At 44.8% G+C, this 15,488-nt stretch carries 12 protein-coding genes; 6 read left to right on the plus strand and 6 right to left on the minus strand.

Annotation, left to right across the window (positions count from 1 at the left end; genetic code table 11):
• Nucleotides 1–567: 567 nt before the first annotated feature.
• The 6 genes from WHS63_RS07265 to WHS63_RS07290 are packed head-to-tail and all read right to left on the minus strand — an operon-like array spanning nucleotide 568 to nucleotide 6,681.
• A complete protein-coding gene (locus WHS63_RS07265) occupies nucleotides 568–1,710 on the minus strand; it encodes a hypothetical protein (protein ID WP_445204523.1) in 1,143 nt (380 codons plus the stop codon).
• Nucleotides 1,711–1,722: 12 nt separating this feature from the next.
• A complete protein-coding gene (locus WHS63_RS07270) occupies nucleotides 1,723–2,406 on the minus strand; it encodes an ABC transporter ATP-binding protein (RefSeq protein WP_445204524.1) in 684 nt (227 codons plus the stop codon).
• Between the two features lie 30 nt (nucleotides 2,407–2,436).
• The gene (locus tag WHS63_RS07275) at nucleotides 2,437–3,849 is read right to left on the minus strand and encodes an ABC transporter permease (protein WP_445204525.1); all 1,413 of its coding nucleotides are present in this window, start codon (nucleotides 3,847–3,849) and stop codon (nucleotides 2,437–2,439) included.
• Between the two features lie 34 nt (nucleotides 3,850–3,883).
• Nucleotides 3,884–5,299, minus strand: coding sequence for an ABC transporter permease (locus WHS63_RS07280; RefSeq protein WP_445204526.1), 1,416 nt, complete (start codon nucleotides 5,297–5,299; stop codon nucleotides 3,884–3,886).
• Nucleotides 5,300–5,324: 25 nt separating this feature from the next.
• Nucleotides 5,325–6,074 carry an outer membrane lipoprotein-sorting protein gene (locus WHS63_RS07285; RefSeq protein WP_445204527.1) on the minus strand — a complete coding sequence of 250 codons (750 nt, stop codon included), beginning with the start codon at nucleotides 6,072–6,074 and terminating at the stop codon, nucleotides 5,325–5,327.
• 31 nt (nucleotides 6,075–6,105) lie between these two features.
• Nucleotides 6,106–6,681 (minus strand): TetR/AcrR family transcriptional regulator, encoded by a 576-nt coding sequence (locus WHS63_RS07290; RefSeq protein ID WP_445204528.1) that lies wholly within the window; start codon nucleotides 6,679–6,681, stop codon nucleotides 6,106–6,108.
• A 388-nt stretch (nucleotides 6,682–7,069) separates the two neighbouring features.
• Between WHS63_RS07290 and WHS63_RS07295 the strand changes: the two genes are divergently transcribed.
• The 6 genes from WHS63_RS07295 (at nucleotide 7,070) to WHS63_RS07320 (ending at nucleotide 15,471) form a co-directional block, all read left to right on the plus strand.
• Entirely contained in the window at nucleotides 7,070–7,843 is a 774-nt protein-coding gene (locus WHS63_RS07295; RefSeq protein WP_445204529.1) for a class I SAM-dependent methyltransferase, read from the plus strand.
• A 301-nt stretch (nucleotides 7,844–8,144) separates the two neighbouring features.
• Nucleotides 8,145–10,061, plus strand: a complete 1,917-nt coding sequence (locus WHS63_RS07300; protein ID WP_445204530.1) for a DNA topoisomerase IV subunit B — start codon at nucleotides 8,145–8,147, stop codon at nucleotides 10,059–10,061.
• A gap of 26 nt (nucleotides 10,062–10,087) precedes the next feature.
• Complete coding sequence (locus WHS63_RS07305; RefSeq protein WP_445204531.1) at nucleotides 10,088–12,742, plus strand: DNA gyrase/topoisomerase IV subunit A; 2,655 nt, start codon at nucleotides 10,088–10,090, stop codon at nucleotides 12,740–12,742.
• Between the two features lie 116 nt (nucleotides 12,743–12,858).
• Nucleotides 12,859–13,371 (plus strand): shikimate kinase, encoded by a 513-nt coding sequence (locus WHS63_RS07310; RefSeq protein ID WP_445204532.1) that lies wholly within the window; start codon nucleotides 12,859–12,861, stop codon nucleotides 13,369–13,371.
• Between the two features lie 113 nt (nucleotides 13,372–13,484).
• Nucleotides 13,485–14,810 carry a transglycosylase SLT domain-containing protein gene (locus WHS63_RS07315; protein WP_445204533.1) on the plus strand — a complete coding sequence of 442 codons (1,326 nt, stop codon included), beginning with the start codon at nucleotides 13,485–13,487 and terminating at the stop codon, nucleotides 14,808–14,810.
• Between the two features lie 121 nt (nucleotides 14,811–14,931).
• Entirely contained in the window at nucleotides 14,932–15,471 is a 540-nt protein-coding gene (locus WHS63_RS07320) for a hypothetical protein (RefSeq protein WP_445204534.1), read from the plus strand.
• Nucleotides 15,472–15,488 lie beyond the last annotated feature (17 nt).

Here is a 15,488-nt window from a genome sequence, read left to right on the forward strand (position 1 = left end):
GGCTCCCATCGGGTCGGGCTTTTCAGCCTTGATTTTCTTTGGTTCTTTCTTGTATCAAGACAAGAAAGAACGTGAAAATAACTCTTTGCAATGTTTTTCCTTTGCGATGCAAAACTTCACTTTTGTTCTTTGGAAAATGTATTGCGTGCATCGCTAAACATGAAGGGGTTTCATGGGGTTACAAATGTTTCGCCCCTACGGGGCTGGAAGCGTTGTTCGTTGTTCGTTGTTCGTGTATCGTTGTTCTTGAATGCCATTCTGTGTAACACCGTGTTACACTGTGTAACTTTGTGATACTTACTTTTGATCGGTTCATGAGATGATTGTCATGCTGAGCTAGCCGAAGCATCCCTTTGTGCCTTCTTCTCTTTTTTAATAAGATTCCTCGACAAGTTCGGAATGACAGGAATATGTGTTCGCGAATTGGAATGGTACGCAGATGACGCAGATACTACTGAATTACACCGTGGAACTCTGTGTTACTCTGTGAAACACTGTGATACTTTAAGTTTAATGATTAATAATGAAAAAACTCAGCCCTACCCCTCAACTGAAAGGTAATAGTTTCTAAAAGTTCCATTGCACCTTAAAGTAAGCAAGTTGGCCAATATTGGGGTATTCATCGGTACGGTTTCCGGCAAATAGCATACCCGTTAGGGCAAGGGTTAGATTATCGGAAGCTGAGTAGCTGAGGCTTGGTATAACCGCTGCCGACCAGTCGGCAGGATTTACCAGTATAGCCAGCGATGGGATAAAAAGCGTAGCCACAGTTGAGTTTACACCGGCAAAAAGGTTAACCTTTCCACGACTAAGCATCATTGGGCTTTGCGCGCGTGGTTCAATGAGGCTAAGGGGTTCGTGGCTGCCCCTGCTGCCAAAGGAGTTGTAAAGTGCTCCAAGCTGCACAAAGCTGTTGCTTCCCATAGAGCGGTCGGCCGAGAGGGTGGCCACCAAAACGCTTTTTTCGCTGGACTTTTGGGCATTGAAATATGAAACCTCGCTCCTTATTGCAAATTGACCTAACTCACTCGATAGTCCTCCGCCCAACACGTAGTAGCCAGCCATACGGGCAACCAAAACCTGAAAATCGGTACGGGCTATGTTTGCCCTGTACCTTACGCCGTAGGCACTGCTATCGGCTGTTTTGTTGGGCTGGTAAACAGCCTCGATGTACGATAGTGAGCCAGTGTACGCTTTCAATGTAACAGCATCGGTGCCCGGACGCTCAGGGTATTCCAGGTTTAGATACGAAAAGGTATTAAAGATATCGTTCGGATTCCATACCAAATCGATTCCCCAGTTCACCCGTTGCCTGCCAAGCGTTAGCTCAAAACGGCTATAGCTGACCCGAGCAAAAAGCCTATCAAACTCGGTATGCCCAACAAACGAGCGACCCTCAGCCCAGAGGAACGAAAGGTCAACAAACCCGTTGCTGCTGCCAATCAGCGATGAGTAATTGGGGATATTCTCAACAAAATCGCCATAAATAAAACGGTTACGTGCCTGGGCCTCCAACCTGAGCCAGGGAGCGACATCCCATTTAACCTCAAGCCTATTCTCAAGGGTTTGGTCGGTAAACCAAACCAACGTATCGGGGTAAGGAACAAATAGGTTGTTCAGCAGCTTAACGTGACCCTTAAACTCCTGTGCTCCCGCATAACCGCAGAGCAGCAAAACCAAAAGCAGATTGGAATTTAACGCTTTTCGCATAGTGTAGAAATTTTACTGAAGTGTATCGGATTTAACCTTTCCATCCTCCAGCATAATTACCCTGCGGGCCCGGTTAACCACACGCTGGTCGTGGGTGGAAAAGATAAAGGTAACACCCTCAGTACGGTTAAGGTGCTCCATGATTTGCAAAAGATTCTCGGCCGATTTGCCATCGAGGTTGGCAGTGGGCTCATCGGCGAGTATGAATTGCGGTTTCGAGGCCAGGGCGCGGGCCACGGCAACCCTCTGCTGCTGCCCACCCGATAGTTTAGCCGGACGGCTACTAAACCTATCGGCCAGGCCCACCTTTCCCAGCATATCGGCGGCAACCTGCTTGCGCAGCTTAGCAGGCACACCCTGTAACTGCATGATTAACTCAACATTCTCGCCAGCAGTGAGCACGGGTATCAGGTTGTACGATTGAAACACAAACCCAATGTTACGAAGCCTGAAATCAATCAGCCTTGAGCCTTTTAGCTCATTTAGCCAAACATCGCCAACACGGATTTTTCCGTTGGTTGGGTTATCGAGCCCGCCAAGCAGGTTGAGCAGCGTGGTTTTTCCTGACCCCGATGGTCCTACAATAGCGGTAAACTCACCCTTTTCAACTTTAAGGTTGATATTGCTCAGAGCGGTGACCTTTACCTCTGAGTCGTTGTATATCTTATCAACGTTAACAACTTCAATTATTGCCATATGGTTTGATATTTTACAAGTTATCAGAATTTACTCAACTCTTAGTGCCTGCATGGGGTTTAGCTTTAGCGCCCTACGGGCAGGCCACAACGAAGCAAGAATGCCCGTGGCAACCACCAGCATGGTAATCAGTACATAGTTGGATGTGGTAATTTCAGGGTAAACCACTGAGGAGTATCCAATGGCTTCAAAACCCTCGGCCCACATGCCAAAATCAATTCCGGTACGGGCAAATATTTTGATGAATCCGGTGCTAAGCAAAATACCCGCTACCCCACCGGTAAGGGTAAGGAAAACCGATTCCATCATTATCATGCTAAAAACGCGCAAACGGTTCATGCCAATGGCCATGAGCATACCAAACTCACGGTACCGTTCCAGAACGCTCATCATCATGGTGTTGATAATGCCAAACGCCAGGGCAAACAGGATTATTACAACGTAAATCATCCCCATAAAATCGCCAAATGCAGCATAGAGGGCAATTTCGGGTGATATCTCATCCCAGCTTTGAACCTTCAAGCTACGATGCATAGCCGATAGCATTTTTGCTATACTTACCGCATGGGTGTTATCCTTGCAGAGTATGGCAACCTCATGAACATTGCTTGGATTGATGTTAGCCGCCGAAGCAAGATTATCGAAATTTACATAAGCCATACGCGCATCAAAGGCTGTATTGGAGGTGCGGTAAATACCACGAACCCTGAACATCTCGCTATGCAGCTCCCCAGTGGGTGTTTGAAATGTCAGAACCACAGGGCCGTTTAACCTGAACGAAGCGCAGGAGTCGGCTATGGTTTCGGAGTAGTGGTTAAACAGTGCGGGTTCAAGTTCAGCTTTAAGGGCATTCATAAGGTTTGAGCGAGTCCTATACCTCCTACCCGCAAGTATTTGGATTTGCTCCCCAAGCCTTGGCTCCATTGCAGAGAGTTTTTGAGCAATGCTATCGGTTAGCTCATAGTTTACCAATTTCAGCTCCTCGGCTGCTTTCTTCCCAAGAACAATCGAAGGGGTTTTAAAATCACCTTCAAGGAAACTGCCCAATATCAGCTTGTTGGGAATACCACTAATGCTACGTTCGCTGGTTGGCTTAACGCCAAGTACAACCAGGCCCGAGTTGGCCCTATCGGTTTGAACCATGGCAAAAACCTTCAACCTACCGCTAAACCCAACAATCCCCTTTGTAGAATCGAGGGTAGCGGCCACCGAGTCGAAATTGAAAGTTTTATCAACCTCCTCGTTGAGTAAAAAATCGGGGTTGTGTATCTGAATGTGCGATATCTCGTTTTGAATGCTATCGGCTATGCGCTGTTTAACCCACCCGTTTATAAGGGCCATGGCAGTAACCCCACCCCAAAGGCCAAGGGCAACAGCCACCACCACAACCATGCTCCTGGTTGGGTTACGCCAAACATTTCGCCAGCTAAGTGAAACTAACATGTTTGTAAAGTTTTATTGTTTTCAACTCAATTGGTTACCGTTTAATTGCTGTTACAGTGTTAAGCTTTAGTATTTTCCGTGTAGGATAAATGCATGCTAGCAACACCATGAATACCACCGAAACACCCTGCCAAATGACGTATGCATCGAACGGAGCCATTGGCATTAGTGGTTCAAACCCCATATCCATCATCATTTTTGCCATTTCGCCGGTAAGCCTAATGGGGTGAACATGGTAGTAATGGATTACTGGTAACCCAACAAGATACCCAAGCGCTACACCAATCAATGCCATAATAAGCATCTCGAGCAAAACCGTTATGGCCAGCTTAATTTTTTGCATACCAACAGCCACAAGCACACCGAACTCATGCATCCGTTCGTGAACCATCATTATTACAGTTCCAAAAATCCCGAAGAACACAACAAAATAGAGCAGAAAAAGGAAAGCCTTCCCGCTCTGGTTATCGCTTTCAATCTGTTGAACCAAAACCCTGTTCAGGTCTTGCCATGTTTTAACATCCAGCCCGGTATGCGCCAGCGCCTTTCTTACGCTATCGGTTGTGACCATTAGTGCTTCGTCGCTTGCATCGCACAGGTTAACAGCCATATACGATAAAAGATTATGTGCATTGGAGAAACTTTGTGCCACCTGCAGCGGCATGTAAACCATTCGGTTGTCGAGTTCGGGGTTGGGTATTCGAACTATACCAACAACCGGGTAAATTCCTGCGGCAGAAGCACCCTGGTAACCCTGGCTAAGCATTACAAGGGAATCGCCAACCTGAATGTTTAAGAAATTGGCCAGCCTCGATGAGATTACAACACCGCTATCGTTGCTGGTAATAAATCGTCCGTGCGCCCGGGACATATTCAGGATTTGGTTTAGCTGGACAGCATCAACCGGTTGGTCGCCGAAAATTCTGGTCAGCTTTGCAGAATCGGTAAACGATTCGCCGGCGTGTGCACCAAGTATCCTTTTTACTTCATCAGTAAAAATGTGCTCCATGCCTGAACTATCGGCCAGCATCTTAGGAATGGTATACCTAACAATGAACTGTTCAGGGTTTGAGAATTGTTTTTCGGCCTCGGGATTTATCCCAAGCACGAGCACTCCCTTGGTGATATTGCCCGACGAAGCCAGGGAAAAGGTTTCGAGCCGTGGGGTTACTGCCTTTACATTTTGAACCCTTAAAATTGTTTCCGGAAGGCTTTGGTCAAACTCAAAGGTGTTCTCCAGCGAGGGATCGTCGGCAAAATCGGGGTGTTGGACACGGATATAGCCGTAGTACTGCTCAATGGCATTGCGTATCATGAGTGAGTATGAACCCAACTGAAACGAACGCATTACCACCGCAAATAGTACCGCAAAAAAGATACTTGAGATGGTTATGGCCGTGCGGCGCTTATTGCGCCAAAGGTTCCGTTGTGCCATTTTTAAATAACTCATACCAAAATGTATTATTGGTTTTCGTCTACTTAACCTGGGTAAGATTGCGTAGCGAGAAAAAGCTATCGTTAATATCGATATTGAATTTAATGGCATTCAGCTCAACAATAGTTCTGTTGCTGGGCTCCTCGGCCGGAATCAGCTCATAAATTGTAGGAATTGTTCTACCGTCAACATCCTTAATACTGTGCGCCATCTCAGTTTTTACGAGCAATTGTTCCTCATCATAGTATTCCGATTTCAGGATAAGGTAATGTTTCTTGGAAACCCAAATAATCATTTTACCCCAAACAACGGGAGCATCGGGTTTTGGGGTAAGGGTAATTCGCCAGCAATCCCACCCGTCAATCTGCTCCTCGCCGGAAATGGTGTGGTTGTAGTCAACCACAATTGACCGCTGGTTCAGTAAGTCATCGTTGGTAAAGTCGGAGCCCATCCACCCCTGTGAGAGCATTGAAGGTGGTAGCTTAACCGTTCGGTTGATGGTTGGGTTCCAGCTCCACATCTCACGGTTAATTTTCAGAAAAGCCTGTCCCTTTTCCCTTGCCGGGGAAGTGATATAGACCAAAGATAGCTCAGTACCCTTGCTCCAGCTCTTAAATGAGAGCGAACGCTCCCATTTTGGGCGCACTATACGCATGGTCATCTCGCTATAGCTCGATTTTTCGCCACGCATCATCTCATCGGCCTTTCGAACTATCTCGCTTGCATTCTGGCCAACCAAAAGCTGAGTGGCTGAAATCAAAAGGGTTGACAATAAAACTCGTGGAATCATCTCCTGTTAATTTAATGGTTTATTAAACATTTTACTTGATATAACGCTTTATAATTTCCTCCTTAATTGCATCGAGAGGAAAGTTCTCATTTGAGATGTAATTAATAACAATGCCATCGGAAAGGGCATGCAGTATCATAAACTCCATTTCGGGATTCTGATAGCCCTTGCGCCTAAAGTACTGAATTAAGATTGATACCATTGGTTCATAGATACCCTCAAGCTTTTGCATCAACTCCTTGCTGAAAACATTGGGTTGCAGCATAACGGAGAAGTATAGCTTCCAGTAGTTGCGGTTTTCGACAATCTTACGGAACATATCGTTAATAAACAGTTCCATCTCTGCATCGGTTAGTACCCCATCGTGGTTTTCATCAAACTTTTCTATCAAATTGTTCATTCCATTAATCACGATATGGGAGAGCAGCTCCTCCTTGGAGCTATAGTAATGGTAAAGCAACCCTTTTGCAATTCCTGCCTTTTGGGCGATGTCGGCAATGGTTGCCGAATGAAAACCCTTGTGGGCAAAAACATCAAGTGCAGCGTCTAAAATCTGCATAACTCGCTGCTGGCGGATTGCTTCAACTTGCTGCTTTGTGCGTGGCATATTTATTTTTGGTTGAACGGTCGGTCAAATATAAAAGATTGTTTTTTACCATGCAAATTTTTTGGCAAAAAATTTATGCGCAAGGTTCCTGAATTGATATACACAGCGAAAAATCTCATCTATCAATAAAATAATCTGTACGAATGATGCTGAATTCAACCAATAAATATTGAAACTCAAAAAAATGCTTACCTTTGAAAGGTCTAAAACCTTTGGATGTATTTATCGAACTCGGAACTGGTAGGTTAGGTAATCTTGACTAAATCACAAGATTACACAACCATTTCTGTTTGGCAGCAACTTGCCATGTAATATCTTTTATAAATTTTCAAACAATTTAATGGCGGCAAAGCAATGCTTTTGCCTGTTAAAACATAACTACTAGATCATGGAACAAGAAAACAACTCCATACACGATTTCGATATAGCATTAATATGTGAGTATTTCTCGTATGTCGAACGTCAGGGACCAGGCAGCCCTGAGGTAACAATCAAGGCATTGAGTTTTATCGACAATCTTACCCAAAACGCCAAAATTGCCGACATAGGATGCGGAACAGGGGGGCAAACCATGGTGCTTGCCCAAAACACACAGGGAACAATACTAGGTATTGACCTGTTCCCACAATTTGTTGATATTTTCAACCAGAATGCTACCAAGCTAGGCCTAACGGATAAAGCCAAAGCAATAGCTGGATCAATGGACAACCTGCCCTTTCAGGACGAAGAGCTAGACCTTATATGGTCAGAGGGAGCCATCTATAACATTGGTTTTGAGCGCGGCCTAACCGAATGGCGGCGATTCCTCAAGAAAGGGGGCTACGTGGCAGTAACTGAAGCATCGTGGTTTACGCCAGAGCGTCCAGCAGAAATTGAGCAGTTCTGGTTAGATGCTTACCCGGAAATTGACACCATTCCTAGCAAAGTGGCAATCATGCAAAAGGCTGGTTATATTCCGGTTGCTACGTTCATACTGCCCGAAAACTGTTGGACTGAGCATTTTTATGCTCCACAAGTACCAGCGCAGAAACTTTTCATGGAAAAGTATGCAGACAATCTGAATGCCAAGCGATTGGTTGAAAACCTACAACACGAGGCTCAACTCTACGCCAGGTACAAGGATTACTATGGCTATGTTTTCTATATTGGGAAGAAAATGTAGTTGATTAGTAGGATGGGGCTACACCCTCAAATGCCGTAGCCCTTTCCTTTTTTTACACATCCATACTGATATTTACAAGAAACAATACCCAAATATTGCCAATAACGCATAGCTAATTCTCCCAATTTTCGGGAACAACGAGTTTGGCTTAATGATTTAAAACCGCAAGCCAAATTATTACAATAACTCATTAAATTCCAATCGGTTTACAAGTCGCCCAAACCTGTTGATATTTATTTGGGTAAAAAAAGTTCATGCCAATTCAATTTGGTTATTTTTGCAGCAAACTGGAGAAGTAGTCATGAGTGTTGGATATTCTGAAGATAGTATTAAAACGTTGGAATGGCAGGAGCACATTCGCAAGCGCCCGGGTATGTATATCGGTAAGCTTGGCGACGGCTCACAGCCCGACGATGGCATTTACATTCTGCTTAAGGAGGTGGTTGACAACTCCATTGATGAGTTCATGATGGGAAACGGTAAACGCATCGACATTCAGCTTAACGAGAAAACTGTTTCCATTCGCGACTATGGCCGTGGTATCCCGCAAGGGAAACTAATTGACGTGGCCTCCAAGATGAACACGGGCGCCAAGTATGACTCCAAGGTTTTCAAGAAATCGGTAGGCTTAAATGGGGTTGGTATAAAAGCGGTTAATGCGCTTTCCAACCAGTTTATCATAAAGAGTATTCGCGAGGGATTAGTTCGCGAGGCCGAGTTTGCCGGAGGCATCCTTGTTAACGACAAGCAATACCCCGCCAATGGTGAGGCAAACGGCACTTACGTTCAGTTTACTCCTGACGAGACGGTATTCGGTCAATACTCATTCCAGGATGAGTATATCGAAACCATGATCCGAAACTACACCTACCTCAACACCAACCTAACCATCAGCTTTAACGGCAAGGAGTTTATCTCAAAAAACGGACTTCTCGACCTACTGAACGAAAACATAACAACAGAGCCACTCTACCCCATTATTCACCTGAAAGGTGAAGATATTGAGGTGGCAATTACCCACGGTGTTGGCTACGGCGAAGACTACTATACCTTTGTGAACGGCCAGCATACCACTCAGGGCGGTACACACCTAACCGCGTTCCGCGAAGCCTACGTTAAAACCATCCGGGAGTTCTATAAAAAGGACTTTGACCCATCGGATATTCGTACTTCCATTATAGCAGCCATAAGCATTAAGGTTGAAGATCCCGTATTTGAGTCACAAACCAAAACCAAGCTTGGGAGCAAGGACATGGGCCCTAACGGACCCTCAGTAAAGCAATTCATCACCGATTTTATTAAGGAAAAACTCGATAATTTCCTGCATCGCAATAGCGAAACTGCACAAATTCTGCTACAAAAGATTATTGAGTCCGAAAAGGAACGTAAAGCTATATCGGGTATCAAAAAGATAGCCCGTGAGCGGGCTAAAAAGGCAAGCCTGCACAACCGCAAGCTACGCGATTGCAGGATCCATTACAACAGCAAGGATGACCGTGCGCATGAAAGCACCCTTTTTATTACCGAGGGTGACTCCGCAAGCGGTTCAATCACCAAATCGCGCGATGTAAATACACAGGCAGTATTCTCGCTCCGCGGTAAACCGTTAAACACCTACGGGCTAACCAAAAAGATAGTTTACGAGAACGAGGAGTTTAACCTGCTACAAGCTGCGCTGGACATTGAGGAGGACATGGAAAACCTCCGCTACAACAAAATTGTAATAGCCACCGATGCCGATGTGGACGGTATGCACATCAGGTTGCTGCTCATAACCTTTTTCCTACAGTTCTTCCCTGAGCTAATCCGCCAGGAGCACCTCTTCATCCTCCAAACCCCACTTTTCAGGGTTCGTAATAAGAAGAAGACCGTTTACTGCTATACCCCCGAGGAGAAGGAAAAGGCAATAGCCGAACTTGGCCCAAACCCTGAAATAACAAGGTTTAAAGGGTTAGGTGAAATTTCGCCCGATGAGTTTAAGAACTTCATTGGCCCCGACATGAGGCTCGACCCTGTTCGTTTGACCAAGGAAGACCAAATACATGACCTTTTGGAGTTCTACATGGGCAAGAACACGCCCGACCGTCAGGATTTCATTATCAATAACCTCAGAATTGAGGAGGATATTATTGATGAGGAACCAGCCCCAAAAGCCGATGAAAATAACATCGACGAGGAGGACAACCATGACGTTGAGAATAAAAACCTGGTAGCATAAACATCAACCTACAATAGCTCAAGAAAATGCGATTGGACGATTTTGAAGCGGATGAGCTTTTAAGCGAAGGCGAAGGGAAACCTGTTTCGCCCGAGCTTCATGCCAAAATAGAAAGGATTACCGGCGAGGCCGCCAAAAAGACCCACATCACCGGGATGTACAAGGACTGGTTTTTGGACTACGCCTCGTATGTTATACTGGAACGTGCCGTTCCGCACCTCGATGACGGGTTAAAGCCCGTTCAGCGCCGTATACTGCACGCCATGAAACGGCTCGACGATGGGCGTTACAATAAGGTGGCCAATATTATTGGTTACACCATGCAGTACCATCCCCACGGCGACGCATCAATTGGTGAAGCCTTGGTTCAGCTGGGCCAAAAAGATTTGTTGATTGACACCCAGGGTAACTGGGGCAACATACTTACAGGCGACGGTGCAGCCGCACCCCGTTACATTGAGGCTAGGCTGTCAAAATTCGCCCTTGAAGTGGTTTTCAACCCCAAAACCACTGAGTGGATGCTCAGCTATGATGGTCGTAACCAGGAGCCTGTAACGCTTCCGGTTAAGTTCCCGCTTTTACTAGCGCAAGGAGTGGAAGGTATTGCGGTTGGTTTAGCCTCAAAAATTTTACCCCACAACTTCAATGAATTAATTGATGCGGCAATCAGCTACCTTAAGGGTAAGGATTTTGAACTTTACCCCGATTTCCCCACAGGTGGCTTAGCCGATTGTAACCGTTACAACGATGGTTTACGCGGCGGCGCGGTTAAGGTACGCGCCCGCATCCAAAAACTCGACCGTAAAACCCTTGCTATAACCGAGATACCCTTTGGAAAAACCACCACATCGCTTATCGAATCAATCCTTAAAGCGAACGACAAAGGGAAGATTAAAATCAAAAAGATTGACGATAATACCGCCGAGAATGTTGAAATTCTCATCCACCTGCACCCCGACGCCAACCCCGATATGACAATTGATGCCCTTTACGCCTTTACCGACTGCGAGATGTCAATATCAACCAACTCGTGCGTCATTTACGACGATAAGCCCCGTTTCATGGGCGTTAAGGATATCCTTAGGGCTTCGGTGGATAGAACTAAGGAACTCCTTACCATGGAACTTAACATTAGGCTGGCAGAGCTGGAGGAGGATTGGCATTTCTCGTCGCTGGAAAAAATATTCTTTGAAGAGCGCATTTACCGCGAGCTTGAAAAGGATACTGAAACATGGGATTTGGTAATAGAAGCCATTGAGCGGGGTTTTGACCCTTACCGTAAGCTACTCCGGCGCGAGATTACCCGCGACGATATTCTGAAGCTAACCGAGAAGCCCGTGCGCAAGATATCGAAATTCGATATCAAAAAGGCCGATGAGCATATCAGGGCCGTGGAAGCCGAAATGGAGCAAGTGAAGCATCACCTTGCCAATATTGTAACTTATACCATCGATTACTACCAGCAAATCAAAAAGAAATACGGGAAAGGAAGAGATCGCAAAACCGAACTCCGCAGTTTTGATACCATTGTTGCCACTAAGGTGGTTGTGGCAAACGAAAAGCTTTACGTTAACCGAGCCGAAGGCTTTGTGGGTACAGGTCTGAAAAAGGACGAATACGTATGCGACTGCTCCGATATCGACGATGTAATAGTAATTCTCCGCAATGGCAAGTACTACATCCGTAAGGTTCAGGAAAAGGACTTCTTTGGTAAGGATATTGTCCACGTTGGAGTTTATAAGAAGAACGATACCCGAACGATTTACAACGTGGTTTACCGCGATGGCCTAAACGGCGATATCATGATGAAGCGATGCGCCATTAACGGAACCACACGCGATAAGGAGTACGACATAACAAAGGGGACGCAGGGTTCACAAATACTTTGGCTTTCGGCAAACCCAAATGGTGAAACCGAAGTACTGAAGGTTTACCTGAAACCTAGGCCACGCCTCCGTAACCTTATACTTGAGCTGGATTTCAGCCAGCTGGCAGTTAAAGGACGTGGCTCACAGGGAAATATCTTTACCCGATACGCCATCCACAAAATCATGCTCAAGGAAAAGATTGCTGGCGCAGTGGAGGGTGTAAAGGTATGGTACGACCCTGATGTTATGCGACTGAACCACGAAGGACAAGGTGAACTGCTTGGCGAATTCTTGCCCGATGAACGCGTTCTGGTTGTAAACCCGGATGGCACCTATTTCCTTGCCAACACCAATTATGCCCTCAGGTTCGATGTGCAACCCCTACTGGTTGAAAAGTTTAACCCCCACAAGGTATTCTCGGCCGTTTATTTCGATGGCGAGCAAAAACAGTACTACCTTAAACGTTTCCGTTTTGAACCCACCGAGAAAACCCAATCCTTTATCCCCGACGAGTATAGTTCAAAGCTTATAGCTTTGAATGCCGATGTATTCCCGGCTTTGAAACTTGTTTTTGGAGGCAAGCACGCAAATCGCGAACCCGAGAATATCGATGTTGATGCCTTTATAGCCGTAAAGGGTTACAAGGCAAAAGGAAAACGTCTAACCACGTTCGATGTAAAACGGGTTGAATTTACTGAACCCCTGGAAAAGGAAAGATCAGCTTTTGAGGAAGAAACAAGCGGAATTCCTGATTCAGAATCGGAAGACAACGATTCAGGTTCTTCAGCTGAGCAAATGAGTTTGGAACTTTAGCAAAAAGAGCAGTTTTTCTGCTCTTTTTTTATATCTTTGATCTCCCTTAAATGTTTATTTCCTAAAATATTGTGAATTAGACATTTTTACATTCAACTTAAGTAAAGTATTAAGCGATGAAGATTTTCCTAATAGGATTCATGTCGAGCGGAAAAACCACAGTTGGAAGGGAGTTGGCTCATTTCCTGGGTTACCAATTCCTCGATTTGGATGAGTATATTGAAACCAAGCACAAAAGAACAATTAAACAAATTTTTGAAACAAAGGGCGAAGAGCACTTCCGGCTTATTGAGAACGAAGCACTCAAAGAGGTTTGTTCATTTAACGGCGATTTTGTGATTTCCTCGGGTGGTGGGACATCGTGCTTTTACAACAATATCGACTACATGAACCGAAATGGCATTACTGTTTACCTTAGGCTTGAGGTTTCAACCCTGGTTTCGCGATTGGTGGAATCAAAAATCGATAGGCCTTTACTTTGGGGTAAAACTCGTGAGGAGCTGAACGATTATATTATACGTGTTCTTGACGAACGAAAAAAATTTTACGAGAAAGCTCAAATCATTGTGGATGCCGACAATACCAAGCCAATCGATTTGGCAAAATTAATAATATCAGCACTTGAGTAGATAGGCATATTAGCATTTTCGGATGCAATAGAAATAGTTTTGCTAAAACTTTTAGGCCATTCCTCTTGATTTTTTCTTTAAAATGCTTATGTTTGCTAATAATTTGAAACAGAATGAAGGCGATGCGATACATTTTGGGTGGATTGTGCTTAGTCCTAACTTTTAACACTCCAGTATTTGCTCAGGTTGAGAGCCAGAGTTTAAACTCCGACTCCATTTATGAGCAAAGACAAATAAACCAGATGGATAGTCTGCTTTACCAGTGGTATATCCAGCAACCCAATGAAGATAATAACCTAGTCGCCGATATTGAGGGCGACACCATTGAAGGGCCCGAACTCCCCGACTCATTTTACATAAAGCGTCTGCAAACCATCAACTCATTAATTGACTTGCCCTACAATAATATTGTTAGGAGCTTCATAAAAGCCTACACTGAGAAAAAGCGCGACAAGGTTGAAGTAATGCTTGGGCTAACCGATTACTACTTCCCCATGATTGAGGAGATACTGGACATGTATCAACTGCCACAGGAGCTCAGGTTTCTACCTGTTATTGAATCGGCTTTAAACCCACGTGCTGTTTCCAGGGCCGGAGCCACTGGTCTTTGGCAGTTCATGTACGGAACAGGAAGGATGTACAACCTTACCATCAACTCCTTCATCGATGAACGCCGCGATCCACTGGCTGCTACCCATGCAGCATGTCGCTTCCTCAAGGATCTATACTCCATTTACGGCGACTGGACTCTGGTAATTGCAGCATATAACTGCGGCCCTGCCAATGTAAATAAGGCCATCAGACGTTCGGGTGGAAAACGCAACTACTGGGATATTTACTACCATTTACCCCGTGAAACCCGTGGTTATGTCCCGGCTTTCATTGCAGCCAGCTACACCTACTACTTTTACAAGGAACATAACCTACAACCCAAGCCCATTACCCTACCCCCTGCTACCGATACAATAATCGTTAACAACATGTTACACCTGCAACAGATTGCAGAGGTGCTCGATTATCCCATTGAACTGCTTCGCGATTTAAATCCACAATACAAAATTGATATAATTCCTGCTAAGGGCAAATCGTATGTTTTACGATTACCCAAAGAGATGGTAGGCCCATTCCTTGATAGGGAGAAGGACATTTACGCCTACAAGGACAGTATCTTCTTTAACCAAAAGATTTTGGCAAACCCATCTAAATACACTGCATCGTATCAGCACGAGGTTCCCCCGGGTTCTATTCGTATAGTTTACAAGGTGAAGGAAGGCGATGTACTGGGCTCAATTGCTGAACGATACAATGTATCGGTTAGGCAGCTCAAGGACTGGAATAACCTGTACAGAAATCTTATCAGGGTAGGTCAACGGTTGGTTATTTATGTTCCGGAACGGACTGCTGAACGATTAGGTATTTCACAAGAAAAAAAATCGTGATGTAGTTTAGGTCATTTTTCTTGCAATTGGACGAACAAAACCTGTTGTTCGTCCTTTTCTTTATTTTGCTCAATGCGTAACCCAATAAATTATGTTTTCTTTGCAGCCAATAAGGATTAGTATGAAACAAATCATTACAACGGGTGTGGCTTTCGCCTTACTTTTATCCTGCACTTCGAACTCCAAAATGGAAAAGGTTCCGGGTAAAAACAACCTAATTCCATTTGTTGAGTTCTATACAATCACGGAGGGTAAAGCTCTGAGCGGGACAGCAACCCCAGGAAGGAGAATTGATGGCCCAGGCTATTCCTACGATTCAGTTTCCCAAAAATTGGAAATATACCGCAACAATCTTAATGACACTCTAAACATTAAACTATACCTTGGGGTTGGTAAGGTGCTTAAAGGTACTGCTGGCCAAGGGGTATCGAGTATGGTTATTGGTGTAAATAACCTGCCTTTTACCCAAAACGACCTTACCATTACAAATGCAACCAAAACCAAGGTTGGCTGTTCCTATAAAGGTAAAAGGTTTGTTTTAAAACCAGGTCAGGAATACCTATTTACCGAAACCAGAATTGACACTTTGCCTAACACCACAGTGATTCAAACCACCACAACCTGGAAGGTAGCATTTAAAGGGTTTGTTAAAAACAAATAAACAATAACTCAGGTATT

The sequence above is a fragment of the Tenuifilum sp. genome (genome assembly GCF_037481895.1).
GTDB lineage: Bacteria > Bacteroidota > Bacteroidia > Bacteroidales > Tenuifilaceae > Tenuifilum > Tenuifilum osseticum.

What these genes read in the sequence shown, in the direction of transcription:
- WHS63_RS07320 (WP_445204534.1), top strand. Translation starts at nt 14,932, where the DNA reads ATGAAACAAATCATTACAACGGGTGTGGCTTTCGCCTTACTTTTATCC.
- WHS63_RS07275 (WP_445204525.1), bottom strand. Translation starts at nt 3,849, where the DNA reads ATGTTAGTTTCACTTAGCTGGCGAAATGTTTGGCGTAACCCAACCAGG.
- WHS63_RS07285 (WP_445204527.1), bottom strand. Translation starts at nt 6,074, where the DNA reads ATGATTCCACGAGTTTTATTGTCAACCCTTTTGATTTCAGCCACTCAG.
- WHS63_RS07300 (WP_445204530.1), top strand. Translation starts at nt 8,145, where the DNA reads ATGAGTGTTGGATATTCTGAAGATAGTATTAAAACGTTGGAATGGCAG.
- WHS63_RS07305 (WP_445204531.1), top strand. Translation starts at nt 10,088, where the DNA reads ATGCGATTGGACGATTTTGAAGCGGATGAGCTTTTAAGCGAAGGCGAA.
- WHS63_RS07310 (WP_445204532.1), top strand. Translation starts at nt 12,859, where the DNA reads ATGAAGATTTTCCTAATAGGATTCATGTCGAGCGGAAAAACCACAGTT.
- WHS63_RS07265 (WP_445204523.1), bottom strand. Translation starts at nt 1,710, where the DNA reads ATGCGAAAAGCGTTAAATTCCAATCTGCTTTTGGTTTTGCTGCTCTGC.
- WHS63_RS07270 (WP_445204524.1), bottom strand. Translation starts at nt 2,406, where the DNA reads ATGGCAATAATTGAAGTTGTTAACGTTGATAAGATATACAACGACTCA.
- WHS63_RS07295 (WP_445204529.1), top strand. Translation starts at nt 7,070, where the DNA reads ATGGAACAAGAAAACAACTCCATACACGATTTCGATATAGCATTAATA.
- WHS63_RS07290 (WP_445204528.1), bottom strand. Translation starts at nt 6,681, where the DNA reads ATGCCACGCACAAAGCAGCAAGTTGAAGCAATCCGCCAGCAGCGAGTT.
- WHS63_RS07280 (WP_445204526.1), bottom strand. Translation starts at nt 5,299, where the DNA reads ATGAGTTATTTAAAAATGGCACAACGGAACCTTTGGCGCAATAAGCGC.
- WHS63_RS07315 (WP_445204533.1), top strand. Translation starts at nt 13,485, where the DNA reads ATGAAGGCGATGCGATACATTTTGGGTGGATTGTGCTTAGTCCTAACT.